9 protein-coding genes are annotated in these 16,039 nt (G+C 56.8%); 5 read left to right on the top strand and 4 right to left on the bottom strand.

The window, feature by feature from the left end; genetic code table 11:
* Positions 1–274: 274 nt before the first annotated feature.
* The gene (locus Poly41_RS29015; RefSeq protein ID WP_146530868.1) at positions 275–520 is read right to left on the bottom strand and encodes a hypothetical protein; all 246 of its coding nucleotides are present in this window, start codon (positions 518–520) and stop codon (positions 275–277) included.
* Between the two features lie 512 nt (positions 521–1,032).
* Between Poly41_RS29015 and Poly41_RS29010 the strand changes: the two genes are divergently transcribed.
* Together Poly41_RS29010 and Poly41_RS29005 are read left to right on the top strand one after the other, a co-directional pair.
* Positions 1,033–2,748 carry a BBP7 family outer membrane beta-barrel protein gene (locus tag Poly41_RS29010; protein ID WP_146530867.1) on the top strand — a complete coding sequence of 572 codons (1,716 nt, stop codon included), beginning with the start codon at positions 1,033–1,035 and terminating at the stop codon, positions 2,746–2,748.
* Positions 2,749–2,941: 193 nt separating this feature from the next.
* The gene (locus tag Poly41_RS29005; RefSeq protein ID WP_146530866.1) at positions 2,942–7,261 is read left to right on the top strand and encodes a beta strand repeat-containing protein; all 4,320 of its coding nucleotides are present in this window, start codon (positions 2,942–2,944) and stop codon (positions 7,259–7,261) included.
* A gap of 237 nt (positions 7,262–7,498) precedes the next feature.
* On the opposite strand, the gene Poly41_RS29000 is transcribed toward Poly41_RS29005, so the two are convergent.
* From Poly41_RS29000 to Poly41_RS28990, 3 genes are all read right to left on the bottom strand, one after another.
* Complete coding sequence (locus tag Poly41_RS29000) at positions 7,499–9,610, bottom strand: DUF4190 domain-containing protein (protein WP_146530865.1); 2,112 nt, start codon at positions 9,608–9,610, stop codon at positions 7,499–7,501.
* A gap of 579 nt (positions 9,611–10,189) precedes the next feature.
* Positions 10,190–11,026, bottom strand: coding sequence for a class I SAM-dependent methyltransferase (locus Poly41_RS28995; RefSeq protein WP_146530864.1), 837 nt, complete (start codon positions 11,024–11,026; stop codon positions 10,190–10,192).
* Between the two features lie 135 nt (positions 11,027–11,161).
* Positions 11,162–11,590, bottom strand: a complete 429-nt coding sequence (locus Poly41_RS28990; protein WP_197231770.1) for a universal stress protein — start codon at positions 11,588–11,590, stop codon at positions 11,162–11,164.
* Between the two features lie 649 nt (positions 11,591–12,239).
* Between Poly41_RS28990 and Poly41_RS28985 the strand changes: the two genes are divergently transcribed.
* From Poly41_RS28985 to tmk, 3 genes are all read left to right on the top strand, one after another.
* On the top strand, positions 12,240–12,422 hold the full coding sequence (locus Poly41_RS28985) for a hypothetical protein (RefSeq protein ID WP_146530862.1): 183 nt from the start codon (positions 12,240–12,242) through the stop codon (positions 12,420–12,422).
* A 514-nt stretch (positions 12,423–12,936) separates the two neighbouring features.
* Positions 12,937–15,291 (top strand): glycoside hydrolase family 127 protein, encoded by a 2,355-nt coding sequence (locus Poly41_RS28980; RefSeq protein ID WP_146530861.1) that lies wholly within the window; start codon positions 12,937–12,939, stop codon positions 15,289–15,291.
* The gene (tmk, locus tag Poly41_RS28975) at positions 15,288–16,001 is read left to right on the top strand and encodes a dTMP kinase (RefSeq protein ID WP_197231769.1); all 714 of its coding nucleotides are present in this window, start codon (positions 15,288–15,290) and stop codon (positions 15,999–16,001) included. Before Poly41_RS28980 ends, tmk begins: the two co-directional genes overlap by 4 nt.
* Positions 16,002–16,039 lie beyond the last annotated feature (38 nt).

The following is a 16,039-nucleotide window of genomic DNA, read 5'->3' as shown; positions in this document are numbered from 1 at the left end:
ACTTGGGCCATCAGAGCTCGGATAGAAGAATGGGGAACCGGATCGTTTAAACGCAAACTCAATCAACAACCACCCCAACACAACAGTCACTTGACAGCAGCAAACATTTCATAGAAGTGGACGAGGCCACCAGTCCCGTGTTGCAGGACTCGTGGCCTCGTCCGCTACGTTAGTTATTGATCCCGCGATGCTAAGTGGGGCGACCGCGCCAATCAGCGGTTGAACCGCCTTGGAAATTCGATTGCCAAACACATCCACGTCATCGCCGGTTTCGTTAATCGACGAAAGGATTGGATTGAATGCTGGCCGGTTTGGCCGTATCTTTGCTTCTGCTGTTTCGGCTCGAGAAAAAACCAGACGATGACTGGTTTTGCGTCGAACCACAGTAGCGACCTGCTTCCTCTCCCAACTCAAAACTGGTGACCGAATCACCATGGATCGCGCGATTCAGACGGACCACTTTTATCGCGAATCCCGCCAAAGTGATCAGGACGGCAAGTAGGGTTCCAAGCGATTTCATGATAGCGTAAGTGGGTTCTTCAAGAGCGAAGGTGGGAATTTCCTTCGAAAGTCTAGGTCGGAGCGGAGATGCCGTGCCGAAAATGTGAAGAAATCCCGCAATCACTTGCCCAGCAACGCCTCCTGGTGATGCTCGGTCGCCTTCGATTTTAACGGGACGATGTTACGTCGTTGCCTCGGGCGCATCCTATTCTCCTCGTCCCAACCCAAGAACGATGACCTTTCTTAAACCGCTCGGACTCCGCGTTGGATTGCGGCAAAATGCGGCGTTAAGATGTATCGATTAAGACGACTTTTCTGAATTTACTGATTTTTCTGTTTTTCCATTTAGCTTCTCGATCTTTCTGGACGATATCCCTGGTGAACAAGGTAGTTTGCAGCCGAGCGACCTCGGCGGTAAACGTGTTCAATGAACCCGGGGGGGTGACACCACACTTCAGCGTTTCGTGCTGGCGACCTGTATGCTATCAAGTCGCTGGTGCTTCGCATTCCAGATTCCAATTGGTGAAGCCAGTGCTTTCTTTCAAACGCACCTCCTGTTTCACGTTCGCAATGGTTGCCTTGATCGCAACCACGTCGAACGCCCAGTTTACGCCTTCGGAGCAAGGCACATCCCAGCGCAGATCGGCTCGTCCCTCTGGATCGATTCGACGATCGGAACGAACGGCTCGGGCAAGCTGGCAGCCTGTTCGCTCTACCGCCGCGGTTGACGCAGATGCTCGCAACACAAGTGTTTCGCAGCCTGCCAGCGGGCAAGCATCCGTCGTTCGCCAAGCGAGCCACCTCACGACAACGCGGGTTCGTCCCACCGGTCATGCCATTCCCGTGCCTCCGTCAACGGGATCGGTATCGGTGATGGAAAGCCCCATCGTCGATGGCACGATTCTCACCGAACCGCTCGACGGCCAGGTGGTGCTCGAGCCGATCTATTCACCGATTTATGACGGTGGTATGTCGTGCGACGCGATGCCAGCCGGCAGCAACTGTGGTTGCGATTCCATAGCATGTGACGGAGGTTGCGACTTTACCATGACGGGCAACAGTTGCTGTGGCGAGCTGTGCAGTCCCAAATCTTGGCGTCCTTGTGTGACGCTGTGTTTGCCAACCGACGGATGGGTTTCCTTCGAGTACCTCGCCTGGTGGCAAGATGGAATGGGGCTGCCCCCCTTGGTCACAACGAGCACCGACCCGAACGTTTCGCAGGCCAATGCGGGAGTTCTCGGTCAACCCACCACACGGACTTTATTCGGTGGCGAAGAAGTGCTGACCGATACCTTTGAAGGCGGTCGACTCCGCTTTGGCGTGTGGTTGGATCGATGCCACACCTGGGCGGTTTCCGCCGAGTACTTTCAGCTTGGCAGCCAAAGCGAATCGTTTTTCCAGAATAGCAACGGTGACCCGATTTTGGCCCGACCGTTCTTCAACGTGGATCCTACCTCCGGCAGTCCTCGTGAGGATTCGGAACTCGTCGCTTTCAACGGCACGGGGAACACGATCGTTTCGGGTGCTGTCGGTGCCACGGCCGAGAGTCAGTTGGTGGGAGGGGGATTCAATTTTCGCCGGCTCCAGAAAACCAGCGAAGGATGCAACCGATGGTTGTTCAACAATTGCCCTGAACAATACTGCTCGCGAGTTGAAACGTTGTTCGGTTACCGATACCTTCAACTCGACGAGAGCGTGGGCATCTTCGAAAACTTGACCGGTATCGCACCTCAAGCCAACTTCAATATCGTTGACAACTTCCGCACGAAGAACCAATTTAACGGCGTCGATATCGGTGCCGTCTACCGTCAAACTCGCGGAAATTGGACCATTGATGGCTTAGTGCGACTGGGCGTTGGAACGACACACCAAACCGTTAGCATCAACGGTTCGACCGTGATTTCAGGTGATACGACCAATCCAGGTAGCCAAACCTATCCGGGCGGCCTGTTGGCTCAGCAGACCAACATGGGAACCTACACTCGCGATCAGTTTTCGGTGATTCCTGAGTTCAATGCGAACCTGGGATACCAACTCAACGATCACTGGCGGATCATGCTCGGTTATACCTTTATCTACTGGTCGAACGTGGTTCGACCTGGCGAGCACATCTCGCGAGACCTGAACCCCAACCAATTGCCTCCACCGGTTGATCCCTTGACGGGGCCCGCTCGACCGAGCTTCGCATTCGATTCGGTTGATTACTGGGTCCAAGGTATCAACACGGGCTTAGAATACCGCTGGTAAGGGGTATGGCGAGGGATCGTCGAAGTGATTGGCGGATTGTGAATCGTTGTTAACGTTCAAGCCGATTGCACCGAATCTCCGATAGAACAACTACGATGCGCTGGGACGGCAGAAAGCCGACCGCGCTGGCCGAACAGGGACTCTGGTTCCCTTCTCTCAAGACAACTTGCACTCTCCGCACAGGAAACCGACGATGGTCTGGCACCGATTGATCAACCGTCTTGCATCGAAGTCACGAAAAAACGTGGCAAAGAACTCGCGACGCCGCATGCTTGTCGAACGACTCGACAAGCGAGAATTGCTAGCATCGGACCTGGGGGCCATCAGCGGCACAGCCTTCACCGACAGCAACGGTGACGGCACGCTACAGGCTGGCGAAATCCGCCTCGAAGGTGTCCAAGTGCAACTGTACAGCGACAATGGGGCGGGCAATGCCGGAACCCTGGTCACGACCGGTGCCAATGCGGACCAGTTGGTTCAAACCGACACGACCGATACGTCGGCCGCGCCGGCGCCAGGTCAGCCCGTCAAGTCGCCAGGTGAGTATCGTTTCGAAGGCCTTTCGCCGGGTGACTACTTTGTCGTTCAAGACGCGGTCGCTGGCCAGGACATTCCAGCCCCCATTTTGGTCACGATCAGCGACACGGATGACGATGGTTTGCGGACCGAGTTAATCGACGACTATTCGGCAACCGCGGTCACCGTGTTGGCCAATGCGGGTAGCCCGACGACGACCGATTCAACCAGCGCCTCCGAAGCGATTGGGGGCAGCCGTGACATCCAAGCGACGCGTACCAATGGCGTTGGGAATATCTTGATCGAAGTCGACACGGCACAGGACGCCTTGACGATCTCTTCGGGTGGTGGAGGTGTCGGTACCGCACTCGTTCAATATGATGGCGCCGACAATAGCATCGCACTCGATCCGAACGGACTCGGTGGCGTCTCGTTGTCGGGTGAGTTGCCGGTGGATCCAACGGACCCCACGGGCGCTCAGCGTGCTTTCCCCGGATCCGGAGTCTTGATTCAAACGCGTGGTGCGAATGCGGGTGAGATTCTGACGATCACCCTGTATACCGATGCCACGAACTTTTCCACGACTGACGTCAACGTGCCCGTCGATGCAGCTAACTTTATCGAAACCTTCGTGCGATTTGACTCGTTCACGGTTGGTGGCGGCAGCGGTGCGGATTTCCGCAGCATCGGAGCAATCGAAGCTTCCGCACCCTTGACCGGTGACAACGACATTCGCGTCTCGATCCTCGAAGCGTTACAGCCGACGCCTGTGGTCACGAACCTTGCGAACGTGCAGCCGCTGACGCTTGGCGGCGAGGTCTTTGTCGACAATGGTACCGGAGCGGCCCAGAACAACGGGCTCCGCGATGGCAGCGAACCGCTGGTTGTGACTCCAACCACCGTACAGTTGTTCCGAGCGGATCAGGACCCGACGGTCGATTCGCCCATAGCAACGACAACCACCTCTGCGGGAACCTACTCCTTCGCCGATCTGTTGCCAGGTGACTATGTGGTGGTGTTACCAGAGTCCAACTTTACCACCGGCGCCCCTTTGTTTGGTTTTTCCACGAGTACGGGAAACGATCCGGCACCCGATCCCGATGACGATGTTGACGGCGACGATAACGGTTCGCTGGTTGCGGGAGTGGGCGTTGTCAGCGGTGCGATTACCTTGGCAAGCAACACCGAACCCATTGATGATGCCGATACCGACCCGAATACGAATACGACGCTCGACTTTGGTTTCTTCCCTCAGGTGGATCTGTCGATCACCAAAACGGTCAACGCGGCGGGGTCGAATTTGCAAGCCGGGGGACAAGTCGTTTTCGACATCGCTGTGCTGAATGACTCACCGACAGGGGTCGACATCGTTGCTGCAACCAACGCCACGTTTACCGATACGCTGCCCGCGGGTTTGACGTTTGTTGAATTCCGCAATCTGCCTGGATCGGCAACGGGCGACACGGTCAATGGTCAAACGGCAACGGTCAACTTGGGAACGGTCAATCCGGACCAAGCCGCCGTGACGTTCCAGATCGTTGCATCGATTTCAGCGACGCAAACCACGACGGTCACCAATACAGCCTCGATCGCTACCGCCGATCAAGTGGACGTCGACGCAGCGAACAATTCGGAGCCAGAGGATGTCGTGCCAATCGCATCAGACCTCAGGCTGACCAAGACGGGGCCGACAACGCCCGTCAATGCGGGAACGTCGATGACTTACACGATTACCGTGTTCAACGATATCGCCGGATCCGATTTGGCGACCGGCGTGGTTGTGGTTGATACCTTGCCGGTGGGAATCGCGTTCGACAGCGGTAGCGTCGCGGGCGGTTCGGTCACCCAACCGGTCACCTTTGACCCGGCGACACGAGAGATTACGGCCGTGATCGGGGAATTGGCAGCCGGGACCGCTTCGGCCGTCGTTACGCTGAACGTGACGGTCGAGGAGGACGCCGCCAGTCCCTTGACGAACGAGGCGACCGTTTCCTCGACGACCTTCGACCCTGATTTGACGAACAATACCGACAGCGTCGATACAACGATCGATCGCTTGGTCGATGTGGAAATCCAAAAAGTCGTCGAAGCGGGTGATACCGTGGTCGCAGGTGGGACCTACACGTACCAATTCACCGTGGCCAACAATGGCCCCAGCGAAGCTCGTAACGTGCAGATCACCGACGCCCTCGATGCGGATTTGACCTTTGTCAGTTTCGATGCAGGAACGTCCGGGATCACGCGAGTCGCGGGGGATGACCAGAATTTGACGTTTGATGTCGGGATCTTGGCCAGCGGTCAAAGCGAGACCTTTACCGTTGACGTTACCCTGGCTTCATCGGCAACCGGGACGATCGACAACCTCGCAGCGGTTACGACGACCGACCCGGACTCGGATGACACCAACAATAGTGATTCGACCAGCGACGCGGTCACTCGGAATGTCGACTTGATCATCGAAAAGAGTGTTGTGATCTCTGGCGACACGACGGGACGCACCGATGCGGTGCCAGGGCAAGACGAACTGCTGTACACGATCACGGTTCGCCATGATGCCGCCAGCCAAAGCGATGCGACGGACGTCGTGATCACGGATACGTTGCCGGCGGGCGTCCTTGGTGACACGATCACCATCGTGGATATGGCGACCGGCGACTCCAGTTCGTTTGACTCGGCGAACCAGGTCGCAACAGTCACGTTAGGATCCGTCACCATTGGACAAACGCGAACGTTCACGATCTTGACCAGTACGGTAGACGAAGCCGCCACCGCGACGCTGACGAATACGGCCTCGTTGCCGGATCCAGCGGACGGAGTGATCAGCGCCTCGGTCGACACGCCCTTGGCACCCGATTTTGATGTAGTTGTCGCGAAGACCGTTGATAATGCAACGCCCGCCCCCAATGGCACGGTGGTCTATAGCGTTAACTTAACCAATGAAGGGCCGAGCACCGCGACAGGTGTGATCTTGTCGGACGACATTCCTGCCGGGTTGACGTTTGTCAGTGGGACGCTCAATGGTCTCAACGCGACCAGCGATGGAACGACCGTCACCTTCCCCACGATCACGCTTGATGCGAGCACGGCGGCAACCGCGACATTGACCTTCACCGTTGGCGCGTCGGCCAGCGGGCTGATCACCAACACCGCCAGTATCCCCGATCTGTCCGGGGTGGGTGAAAATGATGTGACCAACAACTCTGACACGGCGGACATCACCGTCACGCCGGTGGTGGATGTGTCGGTGACCAAAACCGTCAACCGAACTTTGGCAACCCATGGTGACACATTGACCTACACGGTTGTCGTCTCGAACGCGGGACCCTCGACCGCCGAGGCCGTGACCGCCGTCGATACGTTACCAGCCGGAGTTACCTTCGTAAGCGGAACGGGGCCAAACAATCAAGCCTTGACGGCTACCAACGGAGTCGTCACGGTCGACGGGGGCTCGCTGGCAAGCAGCCAGACCTTCTCGTTCACGATCAATGCAACCGTGAATGCCGGAATCAGCGCGGACCAATTGAACTCGGTCACCGTCAGCTCGACGACGAATGATTCGGATACGACAAACAACACGGCCACGGCAACCACCGCGGTGGATCCGGAAACAGCAACGATCGATGGATTTGTCTTCGTTGATGCAAACAACAATCAGCAATTTGATGCGGGCGAAACCCCTGTGTCGGGAGTCAGCGTCGAGTTGACGGGGACCGATGCGTTCGGGAATGCGGTATCGGTCCAGGACACGACCGACGCGACGGGGCAGTACCTGTTCGATGTTCTTTTTGGAGGAACCTACCAAGTTCAACGGACCGACCGGCCATCGGGATTTCGTGACGGTGGCGAACAAGTCGGAACCGGGGCCAACGCAACGATCAATGCCGTGGACAATGCCTTCACGGACCTTGGTCTCGCGCAAGCCACGGCGGCTGAAGATTTTAACTTCGGCCTGTTGACCGCCTTCATATCGAAACGAGACTTTTTGGCATCCTCGTAGGAATCAAGTCTGCCTTCGAGGACTCACGTCGGGCGCTTCTCGGATGAATCGGGAGCCGGTGTGGAACATCCGAAAGCGTGCGAGCTGATCACAGCAAGACGCGAGTCCTCGGGGGGAGTCGATACGATTCAAGAAAACGAAGCTGTCAGAGAGTGAAAACGCTCGGCCACCGGGGGGAGGCCGGGCGTTTTCTGCATGCCCAAGCGGTGCGGACTGCAACCGAGCAAGCGATCAAGGCTACCTACGGCTTCCGCCGATACGGAAGACCCGCAACGTTTGACCTGCTGCATTCGGGATTGCGGCCAACACCCGACCATCGTCGGAAAACGCCAGCGATTGGATGTACAGCACGTTGCCAAGATCAATCGTCGCTAAGTGCTCACTCGTTGTGATGTCCCACAGATAGGCTTTGCCGCGTCCACCCGAGATCAACCACCGCCCATTGGGGTGAAACCGCACCGCCCACTGCGTTTCCTTTGTTTCCTTCGCCAGCGAATTGCGGGGTTGTCCCGTGGCTGTATCGAAGATCGTGATCTCCCTTCCGCTGCTGACGGCCAACCATTTCGCGTCGTCCGAAAACGCGGCCGCTTGCGTACCCCCTCGGTCCAATGAGATCGTCTTTGTCTGCTTGGCAGTACGCAAGTCAAAAAAGACCAGCGACCGTCCATCGGTCGCCATTGCCTCGACTCCGGTTGTTGGCAACGAAGCTGCGAGTAGATTGCGATCGGACGCCTTGAGCGAACGCTCGGCGCCGGCGGAATCGCCATAGGTTTGCCACACCAATGTCCCACGGTCACCGCCGCTGAGGACAAACTTTGCAGCAGGACTCGGTAAGACCCAATCGGCAGATCGAGCGTATCGATACAGCAACTTCGCATCACCGACTTGTCCGGATTCGTCAACCGTATGCATCTGAGCCTCGCCGCTGCTGGTCGCAGCGAACAGCATTTTTCCATCGGGCGAGAAGGCAACCGACTCGACTTGGCCCTCACTGACCTGCTTCGCATCACCGAGTTGCGTTTGGTTCTGCAGATCAAACATCAAGATCGAGCGATCCAGTTTGCCGGCGGCCAGGAAGCGACCCTGTGGTGAGAATGCCAAGCATTTTACAGTCCAGCCAAGATCCTCGAATTGGCACAACGGTTCAATCTCAATGCCGTCAACGGCCATGTCGGTCGATTCAGCCACTGGCTTCGGTTTGCTCGGCGTCGAACGACTTGACCCCGTTGACGGTGCGCGGGGTGTTGGAAGGGGCCGTGGGGACGGCATCAGGTCCGCGAGATCGGGTGTGGCAAGCTCCGGCATTGGCGGAAATCCCGGTGGCGTGAGCGGGGCGGGCCCGAGCTCCAAGTCAGGCCTGTTGCCGATTTCTGGCATCGGGGGCATCGTTGAGGGTAAAATGGGCGTGGGAAACGATCCAGGTTGTTGCGTTGGATTCGGCATGACGTCAACGTCACGCTTTGCATCCAATGGCGACCGCGGGGATGCTGGGAAAAACGCGAACAACGCTTCACGCTCCACGATGGTGAAACGCTCCTCCCTGCCTGATCCGGGGACCTTGCCGGTCATGATCGCACCGTAGAGCAGCGTTCCACGCAATCCAACTGCCAACGAGTCCCCCGGTTGCAGTTCCTTCGCAGCCTCTCCGCAAGCGATCGTCCATCCGATCTCGGCCAATGCGTCCTTTGCCTCGTCGTCGAATTTCCGGTACGTCGGTACATGGACGATGAACGCACATCGATCCGGATGCAGTTCGCAGTGAACAACAAATTGCCCCTGAGACAGACTCAGGATCCGCTTGCGATCAGCGGTAAACAATGCCTCACGCATCAACTCGAATTTTTCAGAATAGGCGAGCGCCAATTTTTTCGCTGCGGGGCTGTTCCCGGTCGCTCCGTCACCGCCACTGGCGCTCATGACTTGCAGTTCCGCTTCTCGCAAACGCTGCTCATCGGTCGAGAAAGTGCTGGGGAATGCGTTGCCCGCCCCTCGGTCACGATCGGCCCTCCGCCATCCGTCGACGAACGACCCTCCCATGTAGAAAAGCACTACGATCGACAACACGAGCATCGGATAGCCGACGATCAAGCCCGTTAGGGCTTGGCCACGCCCTTCCATGCGGCCCGCGGACGCCTTGATTTTGGACAACGCGAAGTGCCCCGTCACGACTGCGACCAACGAAGGCAGGATCGACAATCCGCAAAGGCACAAGAAGACCGGTGAAACCAACGCCGTGATCATGCTGGTCAGTGCCAAACCCGATGAGACCGGCGGTTGGTTTGGCGAGGACTGCGCAGCGACTCGAACGTTTTCCGAAGCGGCACCCAACGGATCATCGTAAGGGTTCAATGAAGAGTCTCGTGGGTTAGGAAAAGCAAACTGGCCGGGAAACGGGAGGTCTGAATTGTAACTGCCGCGTTGGGTCAGAAGCAAATCCGTGCGAGTTCAGGCTGCTCCGTGCGCCAGGCATTGGGCAGTGGACGAGTGCACCAAGAGTGGAGGTCGTGCAGTTTAGTGTCGCCCACCCAGAGGGCGTTGTGATCGATACAAGTCCCGCTGATGGATTCTGGCTCCCCTCTCCCCGCGCGCTCGCGGGGAGAGGGGCCGGGGGAGAGGGGCTTTCCGTCGGGCAGGTTTATCGCTGTATTGACGGGCATTTGCGTCTGCTGAACCCCCTCATCCCCAGCCCTTGTCCCCCGGAAAATCGGGGGGGAGAAGGGAGCCAGGCCCTCGGATGAAACGGTATTTGCAAAGTCACTCCAAGTTGCCGCGTAGGCAGCATTCCCATCACGCCACAGGGAGGGTGAAGTCCGCAAACGCTTTTTACTTCAAGTACTTAAAAACTGCACGACGTCCGAGCGGGGGGTGGGGAGTGAGGGGCAACAGCCGTCCCTACCGCGGTCCAGTGTTGTTCGAGTTCTGGTGACACTACTTCACGGCGACGATGTAACAGATCCAACTCGGGTCGCTGCCAGCACTTTCTCGGCGTTCCCAATGGGTTTCTTCCTCGTCCTCCTCCTCTTCGATTTCCCAGTAGACATGGGTTTCGCTAAACCCCGCCTCGGCTAACATTTCACGGACCTCGGGAAGGGTCCAGAAACGCCAATGGTACTCGAACGCCCGTTTCAGCTTGCTGCCATCCTTGAACTTAAAGTGAATGTAGAAACTGGCGTCGGCCGTGATTGGGTTGAAGGAGGCTTGTTCCCAGTCATAGCGAAAGCCTTTGCGTCCCTTCTTGATCGTTCGCTTGTCAACGTGCTCTTCGGTGTAGCACTCGCCCCCTCCCATCATGTCCATCACCATGATCCCCTCGGCTTTCAGATTGGATCGGGCGATTTTGAAGTAGTCGATCACTTCAGGGCGTGTTTTGAATAGCCAAAACGAAAAATTTTGAGCCGCCAACACGTCGACTTGCGGGCGATTCCGTTTACGCACGTCTTGCTCAAGAATCTTGACACGGGACTGCTGAGCTTGATCCAGTTTCGCCAAGTTGTGCTCGCGGCCCCACGCCAGCGTTTCGCTACAAAGGTCGGTGCCGACGGCCGTTCGTTTGGAATCAGACTTGGCCCACTCGCAACAGATCGCGAAGGTGCCGCAGAAGTCTTCGCGGAGTGTGTACGGTTTCCGGTGGTACGCGTCTCGAAACGCTTGCTCAAAAAACTCAACTTCATGCTCGGGCGTTTGCACCGATTTCTGGTAACAGTCGAATTTGTCGGCGAGCTCCGCCATCGAAGGCTTGTTCTTGCGATTCTTTTTCTTGCTCATTCGCTTCCGAACGGTTCGTGGTGCGGTCCGGCATTCCGGCGGCAGGATGACACGCGAACTCCGCCGGGATGCTTCTCATGGATGTCGTGCTGGGTGTCGAGAACTCTAACAATCTAACCGCAAGCGCCAAGGCGACTAGGACCGCAGCACGAGCACGGGACAGGGAGCCGTTCGAACCACTCGCTCGGCGACCGACCCAAGCCAAACGTGCTTGAGGAACCCGTAGCCGTGCGACGGCATGACGATCAGATCAGCGGATTCGCGTTTGGCGCAAGCGACGATCTCATGTCCCGCGTCCCCCACAGCCACTCGGATTCGCACCTTTTGGTACTTCTCGTCGCTTAGCTTCTCCTTTAAGCGTTTGATGGTCGATTCCTTGCGATGTGAATCGGAAACGCTGCCGTAAAGATCACTCGGTTCCATCACCAGCATCGGTGGCAACACATGAATCACTTCCACGGTGTTTTCGACACCCGCAATTTCCAACGCTTTCTCCAGGGCTCCATAAGACAAGTCACTGAAGTCAATGGGAACGATCGTTTTCTTGGGATGCAGTCCAGACATGGTCGGTCCTCCGAGGTGAAGTGAAATCGCCGCCACCCTCCCCATGACGCAGGACGGTGACAGGCGTGTTGTGAATCTACCGCTCCATCGTGCCACTCTTTTGACGCAAAACTGGTGCCGCTGGAGCGCTGGTAGCAAAAACGGGCCAATCGGGACCTTCTGTTTTCAAAGCGGTGTGCGTGGATGTCGCAACCGGTGTGTCGAATCCGCACTGCCTTTTCTTCACTCGTCCTTTGTCAACTTTCCATCTTAGGGTAGTAGGACGAGCCCACGAGTCCTTTTGTGTGGCAATGGACAATGCGACGCAAGAAGCAGCCCAGCAGGATGACGAGAAAAGGCATTGCGGAGGTCATCGGTAGCTTCATTCTAGACTTAGTTGGCTATTCGCCGTTGTCGTTTGTCCATGGATTTGCCCCCAGCGACGACGCCCCAGTGCCTTCAAGCCTGTCGTAAATGCGACAGAAAAACATGTGGGTTCACCGTAAATCGTTTTGGGTTTGGACTTGCGACCCCGCTCAGGTGTCTTAGAATCAACCGTTGAACCATCAACGAAATGGAGCGGGCCTTGGCGATTTGGGTGTTGGGTTGGCCGATGCACTCGACCCGACCATACCTCGTTGATCAAAACGCGTTATGCGAGGAGACTGTTTTGCTTACCGAAAGAACCATCGAAAAGATGTTTCGTCAGTTGATGAATGATCCCGACCGCAATGAAGAAACCTTCGAGAAGGCTGAGCAGCTACTTGATGATGAACTTCGAGCGGAAAGTCCTCTTCGGCATCGGCTGACGGTCGAATTGGAAGAATTGCGAGAGTCTGCGGCAAAGACCTAGGACCTTCGCTCGTTGGGCAGGGCGTTCCATCGTGCTCTGCGAATCCAATCACGAAAGGCTGTGAGTCCATCGACAGTTCGGCGGGTGAGATCCGTCGAATGAAGCTGTCCAGGCTTGCAGTCTATTTTTATGTCATGTCAGGAGCGGGAGACGCACGCGAATGACGAGCTTCGCGGCACTCGGAAGCATGAACTCCAACGAGTGCATTGCCCAGATTTAACTTTAGGGTTGGGCCGTAGCGGAAGTCGCCAAGTCTTTCGGTGATTCCGGGGACGGCCGAAACTCACGCACGAGTTCCGCTGCCCCAATGCTTTGCTGTGAAAAACCACTCGTGGACCGTTAGCATTAAATTATAGGGTAGTGGATTTCGCCAGAAATCCGTTACTCAAATGCTCTTTGGGACTTCTGGCGAAGTCCACGACGTCCCAACTCGCAGTTTTAACCTTGACGGTCCACTAGCAGCTGACGCTCTTTCCCCCCCATCGCCACTTCTTGCAACCAGACGTTACCTTCCATGCGAACTCGCCTTGTTCTTTCCTTGACCCTCTTTTCCGCGGTCTTCGTGGGCTTCCTCGATGCCTCACAGCCGATCCACTTGCAAATCGAACCGGTCGCGGCTCCGCAAGCCATGCCGTTTTCGTTACACGATGTTCGCTTGTTGGACGGTCCTTTCAAGCAAGGACAACAGGTTGCTGCGCAGTACTTGCTCGATTTAGAAGCGGATCGATTGCTTGCAAATTTTCGTAAAGAGGCGGGGCTGTCACCCAAGGCGGAGCACTACGGTGGTTGGGAATCGCGGGGTGTGTCGGGGCATTGTGGTGGCCACTATCTGAGTGGTTGTTCGCTGGCCTTTGCGGCAACCGGTGATCCGCGTTTTTTAGAGCGAGTCAACTATTTTGTGCGAGAGCTCGCCGAATGCCAGAAAGCAAACGGGGATGGTTACGTTTCGGCGATTCCCGAAGGCCGCCGAGCTTACGAACAGGTCGCGGAGGGCAACATTCGATCTGCCGGATTCGACTTGAACGGTGTCTGGGTACCGAACTACACCATGCACAAGGTCTTCGCGGGACTGCGCGACGCATACCGATTGGCGGGAAACCGACAGGCGTTGGAAGTCGAGAAGCAGCTTGCGGATTGGTTTGAGAAAACCCATGCGACGTTAAGTGAAGGCCAGATGCAGCAGATCATGGTTGCGGAGCATGGTGGGTTGAACGAGACCTTTGCCGATTTGTACGGGGACACGGGCGATCGACGGTACCTTGCGCTGTCTCGGCGTTTTCATCACAAGGACATCCTTGATCCCTTGGCTCATGGGATCGATATTTTGCCCGGCAAGCACGCGAACACCCAAATACCAAAAATCATCGGTGTTGCGACGCGATACGAGTTGGCGGGCGACAATCAGGACCGGGCGATCGCCGATTTCTTTTGGGATCGTGTCGTCAACCACCACAGCTACGTGACCGGGGGGCATTGTGACCACGAGCACTTTGGTCCGCCTGATCAATTGAACGATCGGCTCAGCACGATGACGACCGAAACATGCAATGTCTACAACATGTTGGCGTTGACGACTCATGTGTTTGGGTGGAATCCTTCGGTGTTGGTCGCTGATTTCTATGAACGAGCGTTGCTGAACCACATGCGGGCGAGCCAGCACCCGGATGGACGGGTGATTTACAACCTTTCACTTCAACCCGGTCACCACAAAGAGTATCAATCGCAGTTTGATGGCTTCACCTGCTGTGTCGGCACGGGAATGGAAAACCATGTGAGGTATGGCGAAGGCATTTACTATCACGATGACCAGCGTCTTTGGGTGAATCTGTTCATTGCTTCGGAGCTGAATTGGCAGGATCTTGGAATCAAGCTGCGGCAAGAAACGGAGTGGCCCGAAGGCGACCAGAGTCAACTCACGATTTCAGCGAAGTCGCCGCAACGTTTTGAACTGCTGTTGCGGCGGCCAAATTGGGCGGGTGACGACTTCGCGGTGTCAGTCAATGGTGCCAAGGTCGGATCCGACGGGGATGCGAGTGGGTACGTCGTGATCGATCGAACGTGGAAGGGGGGCGACACCGTTACGGTCCACTTCCCGATGGAGCTTCATACCGAATCGATGCCGGACAACGCGAATCGAATTGCGATCTTGCATGGCCCGACGTTGCTGGCCGCCGACCTTGGCCCGATCAACGATCCCGAGTCATCCAAGCCGATGTACGTTCCCGCTCTGGTCACGGACGGGAAAGCGGTTGCGGAGTGGGTCAAGCCAACGGCGGCGGAAAAGTCGGAATTTCGAACCGCTGGCGTCGGCCGCCCTCGCGACGTCAACTTGGTGCCCTTTCATACACTTCACGATCGTCGTTATACGGTCTATTTGGACATCTTTGGCGAAGCACAATGGGCCGAGAAGGAACAGGAACTCCGTGCGGAACAGGCTCGAATTCAAGCACTCTCCGCTCGCACCCTCGACGAGCTTCGGATCGGTGAAATGCAGCCCGAGCGTGATCACCAACTGGTCAGTGAGAACAGCCGTGTGGGCGAGCATGCCGGACGCAAATGGCGCGATGCCCGTGACGGTGGTTGGTTCGAGTTTGAGATGCAGGCGGACGGCGAGGTGGCCAACGAATTGCACTGTACGTATTGGGGAAGCGATTCGGGGAACCGACATTTTGAGATCTTGATCGATGGCGAAAAAGTTGCCGACCAGTCGTTGGACCAAGACGCCCCGAACAAGTTCTTTGACGTAACCTATCCCGTTCCGCGATCCTTGACGGCAGGGAAATCGACGGTAGTGGTGACCTTCCAGGCTCACCCCACTGCAATGGCCGGTGGATTGTTTGGATGCCGAATGCTGAGAGCGGAACAATGACTGAGATGGAGCAACAAGCGGATGCATCGTCGGCCGAACCGCCCGCCGGTGTCTTTTTGGTGATCGACGGCATCGATGGTGCCGGCAAATCGACTCAAGTCGGGCGGTTGGCCGACTTGGTCCGGCTCGCTGGTCGGACGGTCTTGCAATCGCGTGAGCCGACCGACGGTCCTTGGGGTCGAAAGATACGTGAGAGTGCAATTTCCGGACGGATGTCCCCCGAGCAGGAACGGCATGCCTTCCTTCAAGACCGTCGTGAGCATGTGCTCACGCGCATCACGCCAGCGCTGCGTCGCGGCGACGTCGTGATCGTCGACCGATACTTTTACTCGACGGTTGCCTACCAAGGGTTGCGCGGTGGTGACACCGAGCATTTGCTTGAGCAGATGTTGGCAGAGTTTCCAATCCCTGACCTGACGCTGTTTTTTGATTTGCCGGTTCCGGTCGCATTGACACGAATCTCGGAAAACCGAGGCGATACGCCAAACGAGTTTGAAGCGAAAGAGGCGTTGACGAAGATTCGCAGCAGCTTCCAGCAGATGGCCAGTGTGTGCCCGGAAGTTTGCACGATTGACTGCAGCGGAACCGCGGATGACGTCACTCGATTGATTGCCAAGGCCTTGCTCGAGAGCCAGGTCTTTGGGAAATGGCCGAATGAATCTGTCGTTCAAGGGACGCTGGTCGCACTGCTGGCCGAGGCTGCTGCTTGATGCACCCAATTTGGCGAGCTATCCGGATGCAGCAAACA

Origin of the sequence: Novipirellula artificiosorum, from assembly GCF_007860135.1 — a bacterium.
GTDB classification, from domain to species: Bacteria; Planctomycetota; Planctomycetia; order Pirellulales; family Pirellulaceae; genus Novipirellula_A; species Novipirellula_A artificiosorum.
This window is presented reverse-complemented; position numbering and strand designations above follow the sequence as displayed.

Bases quoted from the DNA above. Each gene is read 5' to 3' on its own strand.
- tmk (WP_197231769.1), top strand. From the start codon at position 15,288: ATGACTGAGATGGAGCAACAAGCGGATGCATCGTCGGCCGAACCGCCC.
- Poly41_RS28980 (WP_146530861.1), top strand. From the start codon at position 12,937: ATGCGAACTCGCCTTGTTCTTTCCTTGACCCTCTTTTCCGCGGTCTTC.
- Poly41_RS29015 (WP_146530868.1), bottom strand. From the start codon at position 520: ATGAAATCGCTTGGAACCCTACTTGCCGTCCTGATCACTTTGGCGGGA.
- Poly41_RS28990 (WP_197231770.1), bottom strand. From the start codon at position 11,590: ATGTCTGGACTGCATCCCAAGAAAACGATCGTTCCCATTGACTTCAGT.
- Poly41_RS29005 (WP_146530866.1), top strand. From the start codon at position 2,942: ATGGTCTGGCACCGATTGATCAACCGTCTTGCATCGAAGTCACGAAAA.
- Poly41_RS28995 (WP_146530864.1), bottom strand. From the start codon at position 11,026: ATGAGCAAGAAAAAGAATCGCAAGAACAAGCCTTCGATGGCGGAGCTC.